This window comes from Mesorhizobium sp. SEMIA396, from assembly GCF_024518615.1.
Lineage (GTDB): Bacteria > Pseudomonadota > Alphaproteobacteria > Rhizobiales > Rhizobiaceae > Mesorhizobium.
This window is the reverse complement of record NZ_JANIFC010000011.1, coordinates 12,696-34,611: the sequence shown is the minus strand read 5'-3', so window position 1 is coordinate 34,611 and position 21,916 is coordinate 12,696. Positions and strand designations below refer to the sequence as shown.

Genomic DNA, 21,916 nt, shown 5'->3' with positions numbered 1-21,916 from the left:
TCCCGCGCCAGGTGGGCGGATGGGTAGCTACTTCAAGAGATGATCATAGTCCGCATGGGTGCCGATCCAGAACCAGATCACATCATCGTTGGTGCGGGTGGCAACAGCCCGGTAATTGTCGTCAACTCGCGCAGACCAGTAGCGTCCGACCTGTTTGAAATGCAGCGAGGGATCAAAAGGGTGGGAGCGGAGTCTTTCAAAACGCCTGTCCGCTTTTGCTCTGATCGCCGATGGCAGTTTTTCGTAAGCCTCCCAGAACGATGGGGAGGCGACGTGATTCACAGAGGCCGCGTCCGACCAGCGCGATGGTCCGTCAGTGCCTGTTCGGCAAGCTTATCCAATCGGCCGGCTTTCGCATCGGCCTCGATCTGCCGATCCCACATATCCTCCCGAAGCGCTTCGAACCAGGCAGCAAACGCCTTCAGTTCTTCAGGGCTCAGTTCCGCAACGGATTTTTCAATTTGCTCAAGCTTGGTCATGGCCGAATGATACCACTACTAGGCTAAAAGTACCACCGGTGGGACTGTAGCGCCCGTTGCAGCACCTAACCCCAGACAGCAAAAAGGCGGGATTAAATCCCGCCTTCCATGCTTGGTAGCCTGATCGGGAACGTCCGGTCCGGGCTGGCAGCTATCTGCTGATCCAGCTTGTCGGGTCTTTCCGCTCCAGCGCGCTTCTCGCGCGACTGTCAGTACATCCGTGACTTGCCGCGCGCCCCGAGCTCTCGCCCGGCGCGCGCTATCGCAAAATCAGGCTGCCTTGCTCAGAGATCCAGCGGACGACTTGCCAGTGCGGCGGTCCTGCTCGATCTCGAAGTTGATCTTCTGGCCTTCGACCAGGGTCGACAGTCCAGCACGCTCGACAGCGGAGATGTGGACGAAAACGTCCGCGCCGCCCGCGTCAGGCTGAATGAAGCCGAAGCCCTTGGTGGCGTTGAACCACTTGACCGTTCCAGTTGCCATTTAGATAGTCCTTCACATTTGCTTTAGATTGACCAGACCGAGGTCCAGCCGGTGTGCATCGAGATTTTGGAGATAGACGTCAGCAAACGCGATTATCGCGAGGCCCGGATCGATCGGCCGAAATATCAATGGAAGGCATATAGGCTGCTTTCGCACGAAAAACAAGACTGCGTGAGAAAGCCGTGATGAGGGCGCCGCCCAATGGCCGCCCCAATCGCGTGAGAGCGTCGCGATGATCGGAGCCTGTGGGCGCTCGATCCACACCCGCTTGGGAGGGGATCTTGGGGGAGAGGACCATGAAAATCATTCTGCTTGCCGCCTGCCTCACGCTTGTCGCCGCCCAGGCGCAGGCGATCTCGCGCTACGACCCGACGCGTATGGGTTGCGGCAAGGTTCAGGGGACGATCGCCCGGCAAGGGGCCGTCATCCTGCGCTACCAGTCGAAGCGGGTGCCTAGACTGCCGCTCTACGACCGCTATGTGCAGAGCCAGCGATTCTGCAGCATGGGCGAGGTGAGGACACGGGCCTACGTGCCGAGCGCCGACACAAAGTCCTGCCCGGTCTACAACTGCAAGCGGCCGGACAATGACCGGCATTTCCGCCGGCGGTTCTTCCACAACAACTAGGCACCTGCCTACAACAATTAGGCACCTGCCTACATCAGAACCCGAACGACACCTGCGCTGGTGGCGGGGGGCCGACGCGCACGCCTTCCATGGCCAGCATCTTCTCCTTGGTGATCGATCCGCCGGGCGCCGAGAAGCCGCCGATCTTGCCGCCGGCGGCAAGAATGCGATGGCAAGGGATGACCAGCGGCACCGGATTTGAGCCAAGGGCGGCCCCGGTTTCGCGGGCGAGCCCGGCATGGCCGGCGGTTTTGGCCAGCTCGCCATAGGTGGTGGTTTCGCCGAAGGAGAGTTTTCGCGCCGCGTCGTAAATGGCGAGGCGGAAATCGTCGACGCCGTCGAGATCGACCGGCACGGCGGAGAAATCGATGTCCTCGCCCGCCGCATAGGCCTTGATCGCCGCGATCAGCTCGACCACCCATGGCGGCTGCGCCGTGGCACTGGAAACGCCGCCATGGCGCAGCAGGCGCCGCTCCACCGCTTCGCGGCTGCGTTCGGGCAGGCAGAGCCGGATCAGGCCCTTTTCGCTCCACGCAATGCCCATGAAACCGATCACTGTTTCTAACACTGCGTGGCCGGCCGTGATCGAAGCTGTCGTGACCATGATGCGTTCCTTCCCGCAAAGTGGCGAAATCCGGGATTGGTCCCAGTACATATGCGGAACAATATGGCATCACCGCCTGCGTCTCGCCACCCGAAAACCACCTGATCGCCCCGATTGCCCGGCCTGAATCGCTGGTGTAAGGAATTTCTTAACAACCCGACAAACCGGACCCGAGCGCGGCTTGCCAGCAAAACTCAACCTTATCGTGATCGGCGTGATCCTGGCCGCCGCCGGCATCAGCGGCTGCACGTCGACCTCGCAGATGAAGTCCGCGCCTGCTCTCACCGAAACAGCGACCGTCGCCGGCACTGACGCCGGTTTCACCGTGCCGCTGCCGGAGACGGTTTCGGTGCTGCCGGAATCATCAGGGATCGCCCCCGTTCAGACGGCCGAGCTGCCGCTCGATCCCGCCGCACAGCCGGCTGCGGCGACCGCCGCTTTTGCCGGATCGACACCGATGGCACCAGCCGCGCCCGCGGTGATGGCCGCCAATGCCTGGCAGGCGCCGCCACCAGCAAATGCGAGCAAGCCGGTCAAGGCGGCCGAGGCCTACACGACCGCGGGGCTGGTCGTGCCGGCAACCGCCAAGGGCGATCGCATGCCCGGCGTCCAGCAGGTCGCCTATGTCGTGCCGCAGAACCCGGCGGCCCTGGTCCAGTTCCCGGCAGGGCCCGTGCAAGAAGAACACGCGACGGGCGTGCGTGGCGATGTCGAGCGGCTGATCGAGAAATATGCGGCGATCTATCAGGTGCCGGTGGATCTGGTGCGCCATGTCGTCAACCGCGAGAGCACCTTCAACCCGAAAGCCTACAACAACGGCCATTGGGGGCTGATGCAGATCAAACACGCGACGGCGCGCGGCATGGGCTATGACGGGCCGGCCAAGGGCCTGTTCGATGCCGATACCAATCTGAAATACGCGGTGAAATATCTGCGCGGCGCCTGGCTGGTGGCCGGCGGCAACGCCAAGAAGGCCGACTGGCTCTACCAGACCGGCTATTATTACGACGCCAAGCGCAAGGGCCTGCTCGAGGCGACCGGCCTTGGCCGCGACCGCCAGCGCCGTCGCCTGCAGCCCGACGCCTGAGCGCGATGCCTGAACCGCGCCCGCCGGCTCTCAACGACATCCGGCTGCGCAAGATCCTCGACGAGACGCTGGTTCCGCCGCACTGGCCCGACGGCTTTGTCATGCGCAGCTTCGAGCCCGGTGATGCGCTGCCCCTGCATGCGCTGTTGACCGAAGTGTTCGACGACGGCGCCGACGGTCCGTTCGATGAGTGGTGGCCGCGCATCGCCGACGATCCCGAATTCGACCCGGCACTGTGCTTCCTCGTCATCGACGCCAAGGGCCGGCTGGCGGCAGCGGCACTGTGCTGGACCCGCGCCTTCGTCAAGGATCTAGCCGTTCATCCCGAGGCTCGCGGCAAGGGCGTTGCCGAAGCGCTGATGTGGCACGCCTTCGCCGTTTTTCGCGAACGCGGCGCCGATCATGTCGACCTCAAGACCAACACGGTCGAGAATCCCACCGCCGTCCGGCTCTATGAGCGGCTGGGCATGATGCCTGTCGCCTGGGAAGGCTAGGGTGTGCTGATATTCAGGTGATGCCGGCCTGCAAATGATGGCTTCCTGCGCTTCCGGTGCTCACGTACCCAAAAGTACGCTCCGCTCCGGTTCTCGGAAACCACCATTTTCGACTCGGCCTGACCTGAATCTCAACACACCCTGATGGGTGTCGCCCCACGCAGGAACGGCGCGATTTGGGAACCCAAAAGCGCCGCTTCGCATTCAATGGGAGGTGAGGGCCTGACAAGCTGCCGGCGGGTGGGAGGATTTTCGGCGGCCGGCTGCGGAGGGACATTCACCATTATGAAACTCTCTCGCGCATTCCTGGCGCTCGGCGTCACTGCCATCCTGGCTGGCACGCCGGCGCGGGCCGTCGAGCTGTCGATGGTGTCGGGCGATACCGGCGACGGCATCAAGGTGCTGCGCGAGATCCTCGACCGTTACGAGAAAGACAGCGGCAACAAGGTCAGCATCGTCGTCATGCCGACGTCCGGGACCGACCAGTTCGGCCAGTACCGGCTTTGGCTCGCCGCCGGAAACAGTGACATCGACGTCTACCAGACGGACGTGATCTGGGCACCGCAGCTCGCCAGTCAGCTCGTGGATCTGACCGCAGCGACCAAGGACGTCGTGGCCGAGCATTTTCCATCGATCATCCAGTCACAGACCGTCAACGGCAAGCTCGTCGCCTTGCCGATCTTCACCGATGCGCCGGCGCTCTACTACCGCAAGGATCTCCTCGACAAATATGGCGCCAAGGTGCCGGCCACCTGGAAGGAACTGGCGGACACCGCCAGGCTGGTCATGGACAAGGAGCGTGCGGCTGGCAATCGGGATATCTGGGGCTTCGTCTTCCAGGGCAACGCCTATGAGGGGCTGACCTGCGACGCGCTCGAATGGGTGATGTCGAATGGCGGCGGCCAGATCATCGAGCCGGACGGTTCCATCTCCATCAACAATCCAAAAGCGGCGGCGGTGCTCGATATGATCAAGGGCTGGGTCGGGACCATCGCGCCGCCCGGCGTACTCGCCTACCAGGAAGAGGAATCGCGCGGCGTCTGGCAGACAGGCAATGCGGTGTTCATGCGCAACTGGCCCTATGCCTATGCGCTCGGCAACGGCGAGGGCTCGCCGATCAAGGACAAGTTCGACGTGGCACCGCTGCCGGCCGGCACGGGCGACGGCGCGCGCCCGGTCGCGACCCTGGGCGGCTGGAATCTCGCCGTCTCCAAACATTCGAAGCATCCGGATGCCGCGATCGGGCTGGTCAAGTTCATCGCTTCGCCCGCGATGCAGAAATACCGCGCGCTGAAGACGTCCAACCTGCCGACCATCCAGGCGCTGTATGACGATGCCGACATTGCCAGGGAGCACCCGATTATTCCGCGCTGGAAGCAGATATTTCTCAATGCGGTGCCGCGCCCGTCGGCCGCGACCAGGATCAAATACAACGAGGCGTCGAGCCAGTTCTGGAACGCCGTTCACAACACGCTCTCGGGCGACGGCACCGCCGCCGACAATCTAGCCGACCTCGAAGCGATGCTGACCAAGCTGAAGGGCAACGGCTGGTGACCACAGTGCCGACAGGGACCGACGCCCGTGCGGCGTCGGAGACACAGGCTGTTCGTCGTCGGCCATCGCCGTTGACGGCACAGCGCGTTCGCTCGGCGTGGCTTTTCCTGGCGCCGATGCTTCTGGTGCTCGCCGGGGCGGCCGGCTGGCCGCTCGCCCGCACGGTCTATTTCAGCTTCACCGACGCCTCGCTGGCCGACCTCGACGCGCGCCAATGGGTCGGCTTCGCCAATTACTTCTCGGTGCTGCATATGCCGAGCGGCCGGACCCTCTATGACGGGCTGCTCGTCGACCCGGTCTGGTGGCGTGCCGTCTGGAACACGGTGCGTTTCACGGTGATTTCGGTGACCTGCGAGACCATCCTCGGCACGATCGTTGCCCTGGTTCTCAACGCCGAATTCGCCGGCCGCGGCATCGTCAGGGCAGCGATCCTGATCCCCTGGGCGATCCCGACGATCGTCTCGGCGAAGATGTGGCAATGGATGCTCAACGACCAGTTCGGCATCATCAATGTCGTGTTGCTCAACCTCGGCCTGATCAGCGACAAGATCGCCTGGACGGCCAACGCCGACACGGCGATGGCGGCCGTCCTCATCGTCGATATCTGGAAGGCGACACCATTCATGACGCTGCTCATCCTGGCCGCGCTGCAGATGCTGCCGAGGGAGATCATCGAGGTCGCCAGGCTCGACGGCGCCAACCCCTGGCAGATCTTCTGGCGGGTGACCTTGCCGCTGATCCGCCCGGCGCTGATGGTGGCCGTGATCTTCCGCGCGCTCGATGCGCTGCGCATCTTCGACCTGATCTATGTGCTGACGCCCAACAATGTGCAAACCAAGTCGATGTCCGTGTTCGCCCGCGAGAACCTGTTCGAGTTCGACAAGTTCGCCTATGGCTCCGCCGCCTCGACCTTGCTCTTCCTGATCCTAGCTCTGCTCACCATCGTCACCATCCGGATCGGCCGGATCAGGCTGGACGGAGGCCGCTGACATGTGGATCGTGAAGCGCACGGCCTTTTACCTGCTGGTCGCGGTCATCGTCTTCGTCGCCGTGTTCCCGTTCTACTATGCCATCGTCACCAGCCTGAAATCGGGGACCGACCTGTTCCGGGCCGATCTGTGGCCGACGACGATCAGCCTCGCCAACTACCGGAATGTGCTGACCGAAGGCAGCTTCGTGCGCAACTTGCTGAACTCGCTGTTCGTCTCCGGCGCGGTGGTTGCGCTTTCGCTGTTGCTCGGCGTCACATCGGCCTATGCGCTGGCGCGCATTCGATTCCGCGGCCGCTCGGCCCTGCTGTTCATCATCCTGTCGGTGTCGATGTTCCCGCAGGTGGCGCTGCTGGCGGGGCTGTTCGAACTGGTCCGCCTGTTCGGCCTCTACAATTCGCTGTTCGCGCTGATCTTCTCCTACATGATCTTCACCTTGCCGTTCACCGTCTGGGTGCTCACCACCTTCGTCCGCGACCTGCCGGTCGAGGTCGAGGAGGCGGCGATCCTAGACGGCGCGACGCCGTGGCTCATCATCACCCGGGTCTTCCTGCCGCTGATGTGGCCGGCGCTGGCAACCACCGGCCTGCTGGCCTTCATCGGCGCGTGGAACGAGTTCCTGTTTGCCCTGACCTTCACCTCCAACAACGCACAGCGGACCGTGCCGGTGGCGATCGCGCTGCTCTCCGGCAACTCGCAGTTCGAGATCCCATGGGGCAACATCATGGCCGCCTCGGTGATCGTCACGGTGCCGCTGGTGGTGCTGGTCCTGATCTTCCAGCGCAAAATCGTTTCCGGCCTCACCGCGGGCGGGGTCAAGGGGTGAGGGACGAGTCCTCAGATGTCCGGCGCGTTGCCGATCTTCTGCTTGAGCTCCAGCGCCCAGGCGCGGCCTTCGTCGCCGCCCCACAGCAGCCAGGCAATATAACCGGCCGAAGGGTTTTGCTCATTGCCGTAGTTCCTGCCGCGCTTGTCGACCTCGTGGCGGGCGAAATAGCTGACCATGCGGCGGATGGTGGAGGGCGCGAGCTTTTCCCGGTTCTTCAGCTCGGTGGCTCGGGCGACGCCGATCTCGGTGCCGCCACGGCCGAACTCGCCGCGCAGCCTGAGGCCCTTGGCGGCATTGTCGGCCACCACTTGCGGGCAGCGCAGATCGATCTCGCCGTCGTGCATGTTGTTCCCCGGATCACGCTGCCCGAACAGGTATTACGACATCTCACCATGCGCAATAAATGTCGGGACCGATCGCTGCCGAACGTCCTTGGGTCGCAGAGCAACCGCGCCGGGACGCCGGCGCCGCGACTTGAAGGAGCCGATCATGATCACCTTTCCCAATGAATCCGCCAAATACCGCACCGCGCGCGAAAAATTGCTGAAGAAGGAAATCGAGCTGCGCCGCGCCATGGAAGAGGTCGCCGAGGCCCGGCGCGCGTTGCCGCCGGGCGGGCTGATCCGCCAGGACTATGAATTCGACGGGCTGGACGGCGATGGGAGGCCTGCAAAGATAAAGCTGTCGGAGCTGTTCGCGCCCGGCAAGGACTCGCTCATCCTCTACAACATGATGTTCCCGCGCCATCCGCAGGAAAAGCGCGAGGTGGCGACCAGCGGCGGCACGGCGAAGCTCGCCCGGCAGGACCAGCCATGCCCCTCCTGCACGGCATTGCTCGACCAGTTCGACGGCGCGGTCGGGCATCTCCAGGCCGCCGGCTTCAATTTCGCGGTGGTGGGCAAGACCGCGCTCGAAAACCTGGTCACGCTCGGCCTCGACAGGGGCTGGCGCAACATGCGGCTGGTGTCTTCGGCTTCCAACAGCTTCAAGCGCGACTACAATGCGGAGGCGGCCGACGGCTCACAGATCCCGCTGCTGTCGGTGTTTCACCGCGACGGCGAGGGCATACGCCATTTCTGGAGTTCGGAACTGGATTTCGCGCCGACGGAGCCGGGCCAGGATCCGCGCAGCCTCGGCACCTGCGAAACGCTGTGGAACCTGATGGATTTCACGCCGGAAGGCCGCCCGAACTGGAACGAGCAGCTGCAATATGGCGAGGCGTGTTGCCACTGAAAGGCAGCTCTGGCCAGCCGCCGCGTTTCAGTTTTCGGAACATGAGTCCCATGGGCTGGCTCGAACGAGGGCATCGGCGAGCGTTCGAGCAAGCCACATATACGGCGGGGCGATCGAGGCGATATGCGCAGGCTTCTTCCTCAAGAGCTGCAACCGGAGTGCCCAAGCGACGTTGGATTGTCCGAGGGACAATTCCAACCGGAGACATGCCATGAAGACGCTTGCCATTCTGACCGCAGCAGCATTGCTTGCCGGCGCGCCGGCCTTTGCCCAGTCGAACACGACCGCCACGACCACGCCGCTCGCTACGACGACGAAGGTCGACACTTCGACCTTCATCAAGACGGTGCCGAGCGCCAATGAGTTCGAGATCGAGTCCAGCAAGCTCGCCGAGCAGAAGGCGACCGATGCCGACGTCAAGGCGTTCGCCAAACAGATGATCGCCGACCACACCAAGGCCGGCGAGGAATTCAAGGCGGCGCTTGCCCAGGGCCAGACAACCTCGGCCACCGCGCCGTCAGGTCCGGCCCTGCAGCCCAAGGAGCAGAAGATGCTCGATGAGCTGAAGGGCGCCAGCGGCGATCAGTTCCAGGCCAAATACATCGAGATGCAGACCAACGCCCACAAGGAAGCCGTCGCGCTGTTCAGCGGCTATGCGCAATCCGGCGACGACCCGGCGATGAAGGAATTCGCCAAGAAAACCCTGCCGACGCTGCAGATGCACGAAAAACATGTGAAGGAACTGGCGGCCGCGCATCAGGGGTGAGGGCGGTTCAAGGCCGACGCTCTACGGCGCCCCCCTCTGTCTGGGGGCGCCGTAGAGCGTTACGGTGGCAAACCAAGCACAATGAGCGGCGCTCAGGTCGACCTGATCTGCTCCACCGCGGTCACCAGCAGCTCTTCCATGGCGGTGCGTATCTGGGCATCCGACTGGGCGATGCCCGCCGCGTCGAAATCGGCGCGCACCTTGCGGAACACGTCGTTGTCGCCGGCCTCTTCGAAGTCGGCGTGCACCACTTCCTTCGCATAGGCGTCGGCGTCCGCACCAGATTTGCCAAGCTTTTCGGCGGCCCAGAGGCCGAGCAGCTTGTTGCGGCGCGCCATGGCCCTGAACTTCGTATCCTCGTCCATCGCAAACTTCTTTTCGAAGCCTTCCTGACGGTCTCTCATGCTGCTCATGGTTTGCCTCGTTCGATGTGAGTCCGATCTTCAGCCCAAGGGAAAAGCGGGCAGGGAAGGCGAGAGTGGCGTGCATGGATGTCTTTAGCAAGGCCGGATCGTTCACGCCGGCGATTGAGCGGGGTGCTTGGCGGTTCCGGTCATTTGGCCGATGTGATTTGACGTTGCCGCGCCGTGTCCTACTCTCGAATGCATGGTGGACGAACCGAGGAGACGAGTGATGCGGTCGCCTTTCAATGGAATTCGCAGCGTCGCGCTGACGGCGGCCGTGATGCTTGCCGCCGGCACCGCGGCCTATGCCCATCATGGCTGGTCGTGGACGCAGGACGGGTTTTTCGAACTCAGGGGCAAGATCACGGCCATCTATATCGGCAATCCGCACGCCACGCTGGATGTCGACGCCGAGGGAGAGGCCTGGCGGGTGGAGATGGCGCCGCCGTCCCGCACCATCGCCGCTGGCTTCACGGAGGAGGTGGCCAAGGTCGGCGACGAGGTGACCGCGATCGGCAACCGCTCGGTCGAGGCGAGCGAAAAGCGCATGAAAGCGGTGCGCGTCATCGTCGGCGGCAAGACATACGATGTCTATCCCGACCGCGTGCCGCCGGCCTAGATGGCGGAGTTCCTCGCCGGCATCGAGCAATTTGCCCTGGCGCGGTGGCTGAAGGGCTCCTTCATTGCCTACCCCATCGTCAACGCGCTCCACATCTTGTCGATCGGCGCGCTGCTGACCAGCGTCCTCCTCATGGACCTCAGGATCTGCGGCGCTTTCCGCTCACTGCCGCACGCCGCGTTCGTCGCGCTGCTGCGCCGCGTTGCTTTAGGCGCGTTCGTCGGTGCGCTCGTCACCGGCTCGCTGCTGTTTTCGGTCAAGGCGAGCACCTATGCGGCGATGCCGGTCTTCCTCGCCAAGATGGCACTCATCCTTCTCGCCGGCGTCAATTTTTTCGCCTTCCTGCGCTTCGCCAGAGGCGGTGACGAGCCGGCCGGCAGCGCCATCCTGGCTGTGCTCTCGATACTGCTGTGGACATCAGTGCTGTTCGCCGGACGGTTCATCGGTTTTCTTTAGCGCCGCATCCACCTTCTCCCCCTGTGGGAGAAGGTGTCGCCGAAGGCGACGGATGAGGGGTGTTCCAGGGAACGCCAACGTCTCACTCCGCTGGACCACCCCTCATCCGTCTCGGCGCTATCGCGCCGATCCACCTTCTCCCACAAGGGGAGAAGGGAAGAACGGCGCTGGCGTTCCGCCAGTGCCGGGATAAGCTTCCTGCAAACAAAGGAGAACTGCCGTGAAAAAAAGAAATCATCGAAGTCCCCGTCATGTCGGACAAGGTGCGGGCGCTTGGCCTGCCCTGCTCGACGGCGGTCAAGGCCAACGGCTTCGTCTTCATCTCGGCGACGCCGCCGGTGGACATGGTGACCGGCGAGATGGTGCGCGGCGACATCGAAACACAGACCGAGGCGTCGCTGAAGGCGCTGAAACATTGCCTGGAAGCGGCCGGAACCTCGCTGGAAAACGTCGTGATGGTGCGCATCTACGCCGTCAATTCCGGCTTCTACAACGCGATTAACCGGGTCTATGCCAGGTATTTTTCGACCAATCCGCCGGCGCGGAGTTTTGTGCCGGTGGCGTCTTGGCCGATGGAGTTTGATATTGAGATCGAGTGTGTGGCTGTGGCGTGAGGGGGGCACGCCGGTTACATTGCTCACGCAAGCGGGAAAGCATTAGGTGTTAGAAAACGGGGGTTGGGATTGCGGAGATTAGCGGCCCTCTCTATGTGTCGACTAAGTCTGCTGCGACGCTGGGTTCGGTCGTCGAGTTCCCCTCTTGCGGCTGGCACGCCTATAGAGCAGGGTGGCCTTAAATGCCACGACTCCAGACCGATAATTGGGCACTAGTGTCTTCAATGAGCAAAAGTTACACAGAGATTATTTCTGACTTTGACACGGCGCAGGCAGCATGCGTGTGTATTATGATGTCGTCAGAAAGCATAGCGGATGGTATTAAGAAGCAAGGTGGCAACTTAAAACTTGTATTTGGAAAAGAAGAATTTACCGTATCTGCCTTTGATCTCCTAAAGTATTCGATTTATTTCAAAGACATCTCTAAGACTTTTTATACTGATAAAGTTTTGCCGGAAGGCTTGGAGTTTGAATTCGACCTCGTAAAGCTCGCAGTTCGGTTTGCTTTTGACGAGGCCGATGTTCTATTTTTTGAGCCAATGGTGCGGCGTCGGGAAATAATATTGAATCAGGCTACCAGATTTAAGATGTCAGAGTCTCAGTTTCGGTTTCTACTGTCGAATTCAAGAGTGTTGCAGAGGATCATATTCGTTTGATGGGCAAAATAGTAGCTATTGAGGGTGTTGATGGAGCAGGAAAATTTACAGTATCAAAGTCGTTAAAAGCCCTGATCGAGGATCGAGGGAAGACTGCTACCATTGTCTCTTTCCCGCGGTATTCTGAAACCATAGCAGGTCAGGCGCTAGGTAATTTCTTGTCGGGGAAAACATATATTCCTGAGGACCCGAAATCGATTGCCACGCTCTATGCGATGGATAGATTTGAGTCGAAATCCCTTATCGAAAGTATTAATTTAAAATCCGATTTTCTGATATTCGACAGGTATATTGCTTCAAATATGGCTTATCAGTCAGCAAAAGTCGACCTCGAATTCCAGGATCAAATGATAGAATGGGTCTTGAACCTAGAATTAAAAGTGTTCGGGCTTCCAGCTCCTAATCTCAACGCCTACCTGCGTATATCACCGAACGCGTCGGCGAAAAACGTCCTAAGAAAACCTAAGAGAGACTATACTGACCTTGATGCCGATAGGCATGAGGCGGATAGCTCCTTACTTACGAGGGTTCCGCTCGTGTATGAAAATCTAATTGCGAAATCGGTTTTAGGGGAGTGGTGCGCTGTTGATGTAGATTTTGACGGCAACCTTAGGAGACCTGAGGAGCTTGCCGCCGAGATTCTGACACAACTGTAATCGTCAGAGATTGGCTATCGACTGATATATCGCATTCGCCCTGTGCTCCTTTTCGAATGAAAGCCCAACGTATTGTACGTCAAGCATTTCGAGCGCCTCTAAGCTATGGTTTTCCATCTTTAAACGGTATGCTGGGTCAGCAACGCGTAGTGAGTCGACCTGAACAGGAATGCCGTGATCGACTGGACAAAAGAAGACTTTGCCATATGTGGAGCACCATTGTTTCAGCGCGGGGAATAGAGCGTCTAAGAATGGGCCCGGCTTTGATGCCTTTTCCATGGTATCTAGAAAATGCGAAAATATGTCTGGAATACCCCTGTCACAGATGGTGATTGCAGCTCCATCCTTACTGGCTTCGATCTCACTACAGATTTGCTGGCAGTATAACCACGATGTAGTCTCAAAATCCTGAGATTTGTTGAGCGCAAATGGTGCTTTTCGGGCGACTTCCTCGACAAGTGACACCTTGTGTCCGTTAGTCTCCAGCAAAGTCTTCGTTGCAAGCACCGTTTCTGTTTTTCCTGCTGAAAAGGCCCCGCATATCAGTATCTTCACTTTTCTATTTTCCCGGTCGCCCGAAATTTGACCAGTGAATGAAGAGTCACCCCTTTGTTTGCTAAAACGAGGCGTGGATCCTTGATCTCCGGCTCAAACACGACAAGAAACTCCGTGGCCTTTAGCTCGAATTTCTTAAGGTCATCGATCAGTTTCATTGCTTTGGCGCCTCCAGTGGTACTGTCATCGACAATAAGGCCCACAGAATTTTTTGGCGGCTGCGCCAATGCGTCGAAATAGGACGAGAACATAGCAGGGTCTATTTCGAATTTTGGCTTCGAGTTGTGCACAACCAAGGGGAGGTTCAGTATTTTAGACATTTCGTAGGCAATGAATGGACTTCCGCTCTTAGGAGCAACTATAAAGGAAAATTCGAAATTCTTGAGTTCTGCGTCGTTATTCAATTTTTCTCGCCAAAAAGTGACGAGGCGTTTAGCGTAGCGCTCAGCAACCTCCGAAGAGGTCGTTGCGCCCATCAGATCAATAAATCCATTAGACTGAGTTGAATTAACGCTACCAACCGAAACCTTCTTGGAAATTTTTATCGAATTTAAATCCCGTATGGTCCCAGAGTACAGATCTTCTTTGTTGTAAAAAGAATGAAATAAGCTTGAAATTGTTCTTCTTTTGACGACCCTTCCTTCGATCCCCATTTCGCGCAGAACGTCTAGGGTTGAAGCCAGCTTATTTCGATTTAACCACTTGGATATAAATCCAGGAAGAAATCCAACAAAATCTAAAACCGCCACAACTGTCGATATCGAAAGTATTATTGTAATTAATAATATAAACGGATCATTGGTAGGTATGGTCATATCGTCAGCCCCCTAGTTATGCCCTAGGGGGCTGAATAACACGTTTCTTTTGACTTCGCTATCGTTGGTGCAGGGCCCCTGATTGCCGCTTTCGATCACCACTGCTGCCGCCTTCGCGTCGATAGAGGCGATGCAATTCTGTTTCTGGCTGAACTCTGCCGCAGCGAGGCCCCAACAGATTACGATCACCCGTGCGGGCTTCCGTCATCTGCCTACGGCAGCTTCTCCCTGTTCTCACGCAAAATACTCCTGCAGCGGCCTGACCTCGAGGCTCCCCGCCTTCAGCGCAGCAATCGCTTCCGCCACCGCAGCCGCACCCGACAACGTGGTGTAATACGGCACCTTCTGCATCAGCGTCGCCCTGCGCAGCGACTTCGAGTCCGACACGGCCTTCTGGCCGTCCGTCGTGTTGAAGACGATCTGCACCTGTCGGTTGCGGATGGCGTCCTCGATGTGGGGGCGGCCTTCCAGGACCTTGTTGATCTTCTGCGCGTCGACACCGTTTTCGGCGAGGAAGCGGGCGGTGCCCGAGGTGGCCAGGACCTTGAAGCCGAGGCCGGCAAGGCGCTTGACCGCCGGCAATATGCCTTTCTTGTCCTCGTCGCGCACCGAGACGAACAGCGTGCCGGAACGCGGCAGGTCGACACCGGCCCCTAACTGGCTCTTGGCGAAGGCGAGCGCGAAATCGCGGTCGAGACCCATGACCTCGCCGGTCGAGCGCATTTCCGGGCCGAGCAGGATGTCGACGCCGGGGAAGCGGGCGAAGGGGAAGACCGCTTCCTTGACCGCGATGTGGCCGGGGTTTCTGGGGTCGGGCATGGCGCCGTAATGGGCGAAGGCGTCTTCCAGTTTTTCGCCGGCCATGATGCGGGCGGCGATCTTGGCAATGGGCCGGCCGATGGTCTTGGCAACGAAGGGCACGGTGCGCGATGCGCGCGGGTTGACCTCCAGCACATAGACCGTGCCATCCTTGATCGCATACTGCACGTTCATCAGCCCGCCGACATTGAGAGCGCGGGCAAGCGCTGCCGTCTGGCGCTCCAGCTCGTCGACCAGTTCGGAAGGCAGCGAGTGCACCGGCAGCGAGCAGGCACTGTCGCCCGAATGGATGCCGGCCTCCTCGATGTGCTCCAATATGCCGGAGACGAAGGTCGACTTGCCGTCGCACAGGCAGTCGACATCGACCTCGATGGCGCCGGAGAGATAGGTGTCGAACAGCAGCGGGTTCTTGCCCAGCAGCGTGTTGATCTGGCCGGTCTTGTCGTTGGGGTATTTCTGCTTGATGTCCTCCGGCACCAGGCCGGGCACGGTGTCGAGCAGATAGGTCTGCAGCATGCCCTCGTCATGGATGATCTGCATGGCGCGGCCGCCCAGCACATAGGACGGGCGCACCACCAAGGGGAAGCCGAGCTCGCCGGCGACAAGGCGGGCCTGCTCGACCGAATAGGCAATGCCGTTCTTCGGCTGGCTGAGGCCGAGCTTGTGCAGCAGCTTCTGGAAGCGGTCGCGGTCTTCGGCGAGATCGATCATGTCGGGCGAAGTGCCGAGGATCGGAATGCCGGCCTTTTCCAGCGCGTCCGCCAGCTTCAGCGGCGTCTGGCCGCCGAACTGGACGATGACGCCAACCAGTTCGCCCGAGGCCTGCTCGGCGCGCAGGATCTCCAGCACGTCTTCCGCCGTCAGCGGCTCGAAATAGAGCCGGTCCGACGTGTCGTAGTCGGTCGAGACCGTCTCCGGGTTGCAGTTGATCATGATCGCTTCGTAGCCGGCATCGCGCAGCGCAAAGGCGGCGTGGCAGCAGCAATAGTCGAACTCGATGCCCTGGCCGATGCGGTTCGGCCCGCCGCCCAGGATGACGACCTTCTTGCGCGACGAGACCTGCGCCTCGTCGGCCAGCGCACCGGCAAACGGCACTTCATAGGTCGAATACATGTAGGCGGTCGGCGAGGCGAACTCGGCCGCGCAAGTGTCGATGCGCTTATAAACCGGATGAACGTCGAGCTTTTCGCGAATCTTCGCAATCACTTCGACGTCTGTTTTCGTCAATGACGCGAGGCGGGCGTCGGAAAAACCCATGGCCTTCAGCATGCGCAGATTGACGGCATCCTCGGGGATGCCGTGCTCGCGGATGCGGGCTTCCATGGCGACGATCCCGGCGATCTGCTCAAGGAACCACGGGTCGATCTTGCACATGGCGTGCACGTCTTCCAGCGACGTGCCCATGCGGATCGCCTGCGCCACCATGCGCAGCCGGTCGGGCGTCGGCGTGCCGAGCGCGGCGCGGATGGCGTTGCGGTCGTCGGCATGGTTGGCCGTCGCCGCACCGTAGCCGAGGCCGGGGATCTCGATTTCGTCGAGGCCGGTCAGGCCGGTTTCCAGTCCACGCAGCGCTTTCTGCAGCGATTCCTGAAAAGTGCGGCCGATGGCCATGACTTCGCCGACCGACTTCATGGCGGTGGTCAGCACCGGCTCGGCGCCGGGGAATTTCTCGAAGGCGAAACGCGGGATTTTCGTCACGACGTAATCGATCGACGGCTCGAAGGAGGCCGGCGTGGCGCCACCGGTGATGTCGTTCTCCAACTCGTCCAGGGTGTAGCCAACGGCGAGCTTTGCCGCGATCTTGGCGATCGGGAAACCGGTCGCTTTCGAGGCCAGAGCCGACGAGCGCGAGACGCGCGGGTTCATCTCGATCACGACCAGGCGGCCGTCGGCCGGGTTGACGGCGAACTGCACGTTGGAGCCGCCGGTCTCGACGCCGATCTCGCGCAGCACGGCGATCGAGGCGTTGCGCATCATCTGGTATTCTTTGTCGGTCAGCGTCAGCGCCGGAGCGACGGTGATCGAGTCGCCCGTGTGCACGCCCATCGGGTCGATGTTCTCGATCGAGCAGACGATGATGCAATTGTCCGCCCTGTCGCGGACGACCTCCATCTCATACTCCTTCCAGCCGAGCACGCTTTCCTCGATCAGCACTTCGGTGGTCGGCGAGGCATCGAGGCCGGACTGGACGATCTCGTAGAATTCGGCCCTGTTATAGGCGATGCCGCCGCCGGTGCCGCCCATGGTGAAGGACGGGCGGATGATGGCCGGCAGGCCGACATGGTCGAGCGCCTGTGCGGCGATCGCCATGCCATGGCTGATGTAGCGCTGCTTGCGGTCGCCTTCGCCGAGGTTCCAGCGGGTCTCCAGCGCGTCGAGCGCGGCATCGAGATCGGCAGGCGCCTCGGCCTTGACGGCGGCGCGCTCGGCCTCATGCGTCTTGCGGTCGGTGTTCTTGACGTCGGTGGCGTTGGCCAGCATCGACTTCGGCGTTTCCAAGCCGATCTTCTTCATCGCCTCGCGAAACAGCGCGCGGTCCTCGGCCTTGTCGATGGCCGTGGCGTCGGCGCCGATCATCTCGACATTGTAGCGCTCGAGCACACCCATGCGGCGCAGCGACAGAGCGGTGTTGAGCGCGGTCTGGCCGCCCATGGTCGGCAGCAGCGCGTCGGGCCGCTCCTTGGCGATGATCTTGGCGACCACTTCGGGCGTGATCGGCTCGATATAGGTGGCGTCGGCCAGTTCCGGGTCGGTCATGATGGTGGCTGGGTTGGAATTGACCAGGATGACGCGGAAGCCTTCCTCCTTCAGCGCCTTGCAGGCCTGGGTTCCGGAATAGTCGAACTCGCAGGCCTGGCCGATGACGATGGGGCCGGCCCCGATGATCAGGATCGACTTGATGTCAGTGCGTCTTGGCATGTCAAAGGTCCGTTCGGCGGGCGGCTTGCACAAAAAACCGGGACGGGAAGACCCGGCCGGTTGTGCTCGCGATTCTGGTATCAGGCTAGGAGGGCCTTATAGGGAAGAGTTTTAACTGATGTAACCCCGAAAATGAGGGTTGTTGTGGGCGGCGCCAGCCGAGAAGCGCCTTGTTCCGGCGCGCCCCCCTTTACCCTGCCAGGCATCTCCCCCTCAAGGGGCAGGGCTATCGCATATGGACTCCTGAGATGTCTGCCTGGCACGGACCCCCACCCCTAACCCCTCCCCACAAGGGGGAGGGAGACTCCAGTCGGCGCTGACAACGGCAAACTGCCAATGTTTCAGACGCCAAAAGGATCGGTGCGCGGCAGCGTTCCCTCCCCCTTGTGGGGAGGGTCCTTCTTCGCAAGAACCCATATGCGATAGCCCTGCCTCAAGGGGGGAGATCGGACGTCGCGACCATTTTCGCCAATTTTCGACGTTAGAAAAAAGCTGTGAAGTTGAAGCTGCCAATCTCCCCACTTGAGGGGGAGATGTCCGGCAGGACAGAGGGGGGCGCTGTCTCGCCGACATCCAAAGAGTCCGGCTAATTCCCCGACACCAATGTATCCGTGATCTCAAACCGCTCGGCCACCCCGATGCGGATCATGTTGAGGCTGCCTTCGCGGGTGAAGCGGAAGTCGCCGGGCGCGTCGGAACCGGCCGGCTGGCCGGCACGGAAGGAAATGATGCGCGTGCCGCCGTCGGGCCAGGTCACAGTGATGTTCGCCTTGTCGGCGGTGTGCACCACGCTGACCTTGCAGCGCTCCATCGGCTGGCCGACATAGCGGGCGCAGGGAATCTCGGGATCCGGCGAGACGTCAGGCGCCGCCAGCGCCAGTACGTACGCATCCTGCATGGCGGCGCGGCCGATTTCGGCGGCGGATTTTGGCGTGCTTTCGGCTGCCGGGCCGGCGCCGCCAAGCCGCGCCGTCAGGTCGGGCGGTGCGACCGGCGCGCTGTTGGCCGGGCCGGTGGCATGGGATTGATCCGGCGCCGAGGACTGCCCGGCGTCATTGGCGCTGCCGGTGGAGGCAACCACCGGCGCGTCGGCCGGTCTTGTCTCGCCTTCGACATAGGGAGCCGGATTGAGGGGGATGAGATAGCGCGCCGGCGCCCAGCCGCTCAGCTTCTCCTTGCCCGTGCTTTCGATTTTGCACCATTTGTAGCCGTTGATGTCGTTGCAGCCGAGATTGGTGACCATGTCGCCGCTGCTCAGCCGCGCCTCGACCGTGGCGACCGGCGATGCGGTGGTGCGGACTTTGAGAAGGTCGTCCGGCGCCAGGCCGGTGACGACGGAGATGACGAGCTCCGGCGCCTCTTGGGCCATCTCTTCAGCCATAGCGGGGGCAATCACCGGCCACGCCGTCATCAACAGCGGAGCCGCAATCAGCGCATGGAGGGTTGTTCGGAGCGTAACTGTGCGCCTCATCTTTTGGCCGTGCGCTGATACCGTGCCGCGGCGGATCGAGCCCGCCGCAAGCCCGGCCGGTTTTATAAGGGACGACGCGGCGCCATGTAAGCCCGAAAATTCGGCTCGCCGTTTCGCCAGCCTCAACCCGGACCGCCGGGCCGTGAGGCAGCTCAGCTGGACGGGCGTGAACGCGCAAGAGCGTTCAGCCGGGCATGAACGCAAGAGCGTTCAGCCGGGCAGGGGCATGAAGCCGGTTCTGAGCGCGTGAGCCCATTCCGGCCGGCCCGCCTGTTCGGCTTGCCTGGCGGCCGCCTCGTGGTCGTAGTCGACGGCGATGGCCTCGAAGCGGTCGGGTTGGCCGTTGCTGCCCAAGGTGACGATGCCGTAGCGCGCATGCGGCGAGCCCTGCTCGGAGACATGCGCCGGCGGTGTGGAATCCTCATAGGCAGGGCAGCCGATGCTGCCCGGATTGAAGATGACGGGACCATCGGGGACGCGGATCAGTTCCGCGCGGTGGCTGTGGCCGCACAGCGCGATGCGGCAAGCCGGGTCGAGCGTCTTCAGCCGCCGCCGGATCGCCGCCAACGGCGCACGCACCAGCTGGCCATTGACGATGGTATCGGCGAGATATTTCTCGTCATGGTCGGGACGGGCGTGGAAAGCGATGATTCCGGGTGCGATCTCCAGCGTCAGCGGCTGGGCGAAAAGCATCTGGCGCTGCGTCTCGGTCAGCCGCTCCTGCGCATAGACGTCGGAGGGCCACATGGTGTCATCGGCGGGGTCGGCGGCGACACGGCGGTCGTGGTTGCCGCGCACGGTCGGCAGGTTCAGCGCCTCCAACCGCGCAAATGTCTCGCGCGGCCAGAGCGGGCCGGAAACGCTGTCGCCGAGATTGACGGTCAGGTCGGCGCCGCCGCGCCGCTCCAGATCGTCAAGCACGGCGTCGAGCGCCAGCACATTGCCGTGGATATCGGCGAGGACGGCGATGCGCATTTCGGGAAGCTCCTGTGTGACGCCGCTTTTCCTTTTCCCCACGTTCGTGGGCGAGGAACCCAAGTTCTGCAAGGTCAGGCGTGCACTTCAATATCGTGGCCGCCGACCGCCGGCAGTGCCGGATCGTCGCCGGCGGCGGCGATGACGCTGTCGAGCAGGCCGGGGAAGCGGGCGTCGAGATCGGCGCGGCGCAGTGTGATCATGCGGTTGGTGCCGACCACCTCGGCGCGGGTGACGCCGGCCTCGCGCAATTTGGCCAGGTGGTAGCTCAGATTGGTCTTCGAGCCGAAATCGAGGAACTGGCTGCAGTTCAGCGGCACGCCTTGCTTGCTGGCGAGATAGCGCACGATGGCGAGCCGGGTCGGGTCGCCGAGCACGCCAAGCACGATCGGCAGGCTGATCTGGTCCGTATTGGGGTGTGGCAAGGTCATGGCTCGAAACTAAGCACAGTCGGGTCCGATTTCAACGCATCCATCATTGTTGGCCCGCACGCGGCCTTTCTCCGTCTGGCGCCGACCTGTGCTGACACAGGGCTGTCAGGAAGGTTCAGCTATTTTTCCCTGGCTTCATTGACATGATGCCCTATTGTGTCCAATTGTTCAATAACTTTTGAACTAAGGACATCCCGCCATGGACAAGCGCCTTTTCTGGCTCGCGCTCGGATCGTTCACGATCTCGACCGAAGGCTTCGTCATCTCCAGCCTTCTGCCCGACATCGCGGCGGATGCCGGTATCTCCATTCCGCTGGCCGGCACGCTGATCACCGCCTTTGCGCTCGCCTATGCGATCGGCACGCCGATCCTGGCGACGCTGACAGGCGAGTGGGACCGGCGCCGCGTCATCCTGTGGACGCTGGTGTTCTTCGTGCTCGGCAACGTCGCCGCTGCCTTGAGTTCCTCCTTCGAACTGCTGCTGGTCGCGCGCATCGTCATGGCGCTGTCGTCGGGCCTGTTCGCCGCAACCGCGCAAGGCACCGCGGTGGCGCTGGTCGATGACCATCACCGGGCGCGTGCCATCGCCGTCGTCGTCGGCGGCACCACGGTGGCCGTTGCGCTCGGTGCGCCACTGGGCGCGCTCGTTGCCACCGTTGCCGGCTGGCGCGGAACTTTTTTTGCCATCGCCGGCCTTGGCGCGCTTGCCGGCGCGATCCTTTGGTACCGGCTGCCGCGGGGCATCGTTGGCACCAGGCTGCCCTTGAAGCGCAGGCTGGGGGCAGCGCTGCGTCCCGGCGTGATGCCGATCCTGTTGACGACAGTGCTGGCGCTGATCGGCGCCTTCACCGTCTTTGCCTATGTCGCGCCGCTTGCCATCGAGGGCGGCGGTCTCAGCCAGATCGCGTTGCCCGGCATGCTGCTCGCCTTCGGCGTCGGCGCCGTCATCGGCAACATTGGCGGCGGCCAGGCTGCCGACCGGTTCGGCGCGACCCGCACCGTCGGCTGGTCGTTGGCGCTGAGTGCCGGCATGCTGGTCCTGCTGTCGGTCATCCCGACCTTTCTGCCGCCGCATATTGCCGGACCGGCGCTGATGGCGATGATGGTGCCGTGGGGCATCGTCGGCTGGGCCTTCCCGCCGGCGCAGGCCAGCCGCATCATCAAGCTGGCGCCCGACGCCGCACCGATCGTGCTGTCGCTCAATGCTTCGGCGCTCTATCTCGGCGTCGCACTCGGCGCGGTGGTCGGCGGTGCCGTGCTGCGCTACGGCGCGCCGGCCGATCTCGGCCTGGTCGCCGCGATCTTCCCGATCATCGGGCTTGGCATCGTGGTCGCCGGCCGCCGGGCGGCTCGGCCTGTAGAGATGCCTGCCGAGTAATCTC

26 protein-coding genes are annotated in these 21,916 nt (G+C 61.8%); 14 read left to right on the top strand and 12 right to left on the bottom strand.

Annotated features, from left to right (window positions below; translation table 11 throughout):
* Positions 1-27: 27 nt before the first annotated feature.
* The 3 genes from NP503_RS24240 to NP503_RS24230 all read right to left on the bottom strand — a co-directional run bounded on the left by NP503_RS24240 (position 28) and on the right by NP503_RS24230 (position 962).
* A complete protein-coding gene (locus NP503_RS24240) occupies positions 28-282 on the bottom strand; it encodes a hypothetical protein (protein WP_127270430.1) in 255 nt (84 codons plus the stop codon).
* Positions 279-479, bottom strand: a complete 201-nt coding sequence (locus tag NP503_RS24235; protein WP_027039317.1) for a hypothetical protein — start codon at positions 477-479, stop codon at positions 279-281. Before NP503_RS24235 ends, NP503_RS24240 begins: the two co-directional genes overlap by 4 nt.
* Positions 480-749: 270 nt before the next feature.
* Complete coding sequence (locus NP503_RS24230; protein ID WP_010910991.1) at positions 750-962, bottom strand: cold-shock protein; 213 nt, start codon at positions 960-962, stop codon at positions 750-752.
* 296 nt (positions 963-1,258) lie between these two features.
* Between NP503_RS24230 and NP503_RS24225 the strand changes: the two genes are divergently transcribed.
* Positions 1,259-1,588 carry a hypothetical protein gene (locus NP503_RS24225; RefSeq protein WP_127270431.1) on the top strand — a complete coding sequence of 110 codons (330 nt, stop codon included), beginning with the start codon at positions 1,259-1,261 and terminating at the stop codon, positions 1,586-1,588.
* Between the two features lie 34 nt (positions 1,589-1,622).
* Here NP503_RS24225 and NP503_RS24220 read toward each other — a convergent pair whose 3' ends face one another.
* On the bottom strand, positions 1,623-2,192 hold the full coding sequence (locus NP503_RS24220) for a methylated-DNA--[protein]-cysteine S-methyltransferase (RefSeq protein ID WP_127270432.1): 570 nt from the start codon (positions 2,190-2,192) through the stop codon (positions 1,623-1,625).
* A gap of 181 nt (positions 2,193-2,373) precedes the next feature.
* Between NP503_RS24220 and NP503_RS24215 the strand changes: the two genes are divergently transcribed.
* The 5 genes from NP503_RS24215 to NP503_RS24195 all read left to right on the top strand — a co-directional run bounded on the left by NP503_RS24215 (position 2,374) and on the right by NP503_RS24195 (position 7,142).
* On the top strand, positions 2,374-3,279 hold the full coding sequence (locus tag NP503_RS24215) for a lytic transglycosylase domain-containing protein (RefSeq protein ID WP_127270433.1): 906 nt from the start codon (positions 2,374-2,376) through the stop codon (positions 3,277-3,279).
* 5 nt (positions 3,280-3,284) lie between these two features.
* Complete coding sequence (locus NP503_RS24210; RefSeq protein ID WP_127270434.1) at positions 3,285-3,773, top strand: GNAT family N-acetyltransferase; 489 nt, start codon at positions 3,285-3,287, stop codon at positions 3,771-3,773.
* Positions 3,774-4,058: 285 nt separating this feature from the next.
* Positions 4,059-5,327: an ABC transporter substrate-binding protein gene (locus NP503_RS24205; RefSeq protein WP_127270435.1), complete on the top strand. Its 1,269-nt coding sequence runs from the start codon at positions 4,059-4,061 to the stop codon at positions 5,325-5,327.
* A gap of 116 nt (positions 5,328-5,443) precedes the next feature.
* Positions 5,444-6,316, top strand: a complete 873-nt coding sequence (locus NP503_RS24200; RefSeq protein WP_236382911.1) for a carbohydrate ABC transporter permease — start codon at positions 5,444-5,446, stop codon at positions 6,314-6,316.
* 1 nt (position 6,317) lies between these two features.
* Positions 6,318-7,142, top strand: a complete 825-nt coding sequence (locus NP503_RS24195) for a carbohydrate ABC transporter permease (RefSeq protein ID WP_127270437.1) — start codon at positions 6,318-6,320, stop codon at positions 7,140-7,142.
* Positions 7,143-7,153: 11 nt separating this feature from the next.
* Here the strand turns inward: NP503_RS24195 and NP503_RS24190 are convergent, their stop codons facing one another.
* On the bottom strand, positions 7,154-7,489 hold the full coding sequence (locus NP503_RS24190; protein WP_127270438.1) for a hypothetical protein: 336 nt from the start codon (positions 7,487-7,489) through the stop codon (positions 7,154-7,156).
* A 145-nt stretch (positions 7,490-7,634) separates the two neighbouring features.
* Between NP503_RS24190 and NP503_RS24185 the strand changes: the two genes are divergently transcribed.
* Together NP503_RS24185 and NP503_RS24180 are read left to right on the top strand one after the other, a co-directional pair.
* A complete protein-coding gene (locus tag NP503_RS24185) occupies positions 7,635-8,378 on the top strand; it encodes a DUF899 family protein (protein WP_164749022.1) in 744 nt (247 codons plus the stop codon).
* 211 nt (positions 8,379-8,589) lie between these two features.
* Positions 8,590-9,144: a DUF4142 domain-containing protein gene (locus NP503_RS24180; RefSeq protein ID WP_127270440.1), complete on the top strand. Its 555-nt coding sequence runs from the start codon at positions 8,590-8,592 to the stop codon at positions 9,142-9,144.
* A 92-nt stretch (positions 9,145-9,236) separates the two neighbouring features.
* Here the strand turns inward: NP503_RS24180 and NP503_RS24175 are convergent, their stop codons facing one another.
* Positions 9,237-9,557: a DUF1476 domain-containing protein gene (locus NP503_RS24175; protein WP_127270441.1), complete on the bottom strand. Its 321-nt coding sequence runs from the start codon at positions 9,555-9,557 to the stop codon at positions 9,237-9,239.
* A gap of 220 nt (positions 9,558-9,777) precedes the next feature.
* On the opposite strand from NP503_RS24175, the gene NP503_RS24170 reads away from it, so the two are divergent.
* The 5 genes from NP503_RS24170 (at position 9,778) to NP503_RS24150 (ending at position 12,549) form a co-directional block, all read left to right on the top strand.
* Positions 9,778-10,167: a DUF6152 family protein gene (locus tag NP503_RS24170; protein WP_127270442.1), complete on the top strand. Its 390-nt coding sequence runs from the start codon at positions 9,778-9,780 to the stop codon at positions 10,165-10,167.
* Positions 10,168-10,623, top strand: a complete 456-nt coding sequence (locus tag NP503_RS24165) for a DUF6644 family protein (protein WP_127270443.1) — start codon at positions 10,168-10,170, stop codon at positions 10,621-10,623.
* A 251-nt stretch (positions 10,624-10,874) separates the two neighbouring features.
* Positions 10,875-11,237, top strand: coding sequence for a Rid family hydrolase (locus NP503_RS24160; RefSeq protein ID WP_127270444.1), 363 nt, complete (start codon positions 10,875-10,877; stop codon positions 11,235-11,237).
* Between the two features lie 182 nt (positions 11,238-11,419).
* Positions 11,420-11,893, top strand: a complete 474-nt coding sequence (locus NP503_RS24155) for a hypothetical protein (protein ID WP_127271807.1) — start codon at positions 11,420-11,422, stop codon at positions 11,891-11,893.
* The gene (locus NP503_RS24150; protein WP_127270446.1) at positions 11,893-12,549 is read left to right on the top strand and encodes a thymidylate kinase; all 657 of its coding nucleotides are present in this window, start codon (positions 11,893-11,895) and stop codon (positions 12,547-12,549) included. Before NP503_RS24155 ends, NP503_RS24150 begins: the two co-directional genes overlap by 1 nt.
* A gap of 3 nt (positions 12,550-12,552) precedes the next feature.
* Here NP503_RS24150 and NP503_RS24145 read toward each other — a convergent pair whose 3' ends face one another.
* The 6 genes from NP503_RS24145 to NP503_RS24120 all read right to left on the bottom strand — a co-directional run bounded on the left by NP503_RS24145 (position 12,553) and on the right by NP503_RS24120 (position 20,534).
* Positions 12,553-13,104, bottom strand: coding sequence for an AAA family ATPase (locus NP503_RS24145; protein WP_127372850.1), 552 nt, complete (start codon positions 13,102-13,104; stop codon positions 12,553-12,555).
* Entirely contained in the window at positions 13,101-13,919 is an 819-nt protein-coding gene (locus NP503_RS24140; RefSeq protein WP_127270149.1) for a phosphoribosyltransferase, read from the bottom strand. Before NP503_RS24140 ends, NP503_RS24145 begins: the two co-directional genes overlap by 4 nt.
* 234 nt (positions 13,920-14,153) lie before the next feature.
* On the bottom strand, positions 14,154-17,657 hold the full coding sequence (gene carB / locus NP503_RS24135) for a carbamoyl-phosphate synthase large subunit (protein WP_127270447.1): 3,504 nt from the start codon (positions 17,655-17,657) through the stop codon (positions 14,154-14,156).
* A gap of 586 nt (positions 17,658-18,243) precedes the next feature.
* Positions 18,244-19,053 carry an SH3 domain-containing protein gene (locus NP503_RS24130; RefSeq protein ID WP_348627439.1) on the bottom strand — a complete coding sequence of 270 codons (810 nt, stop codon included), beginning with the start codon at positions 19,051-19,053 and terminating at the stop codon, positions 18,244-18,246.
* Positions 19,054-19,338: 285 nt separating this feature from the next.
* Positions 19,339-20,103, bottom strand: a complete 765-nt coding sequence (locus NP503_RS24125) for a metallophosphoesterase (RefSeq protein WP_127271223.1) — start codon at positions 20,101-20,103, stop codon at positions 19,339-19,341.
* A 74-nt stretch (positions 20,104-20,177) separates the two neighbouring features.
* Complete coding sequence (locus tag NP503_RS24120; RefSeq protein WP_127269317.1) at positions 20,178-20,534, bottom strand: helix-turn-helix transcriptional regulator; 357 nt, start codon at positions 20,532-20,534, stop codon at positions 20,178-20,180.
* Positions 20,535-20,733: 199 nt separating this feature from the next.
* Here NP503_RS24120 and NP503_RS24115 point away from each other — a divergent pair, with 199 nt between their 5' ends.
* Complete coding sequence (locus NP503_RS24115) at positions 20,734-21,912, top strand: MFS transporter (protein WP_127269318.1); 1,179 nt, start codon at positions 20,734-20,736, stop codon at positions 21,910-21,912.
* Positions 21,913-21,916 lie beyond the last annotated feature (4 nt).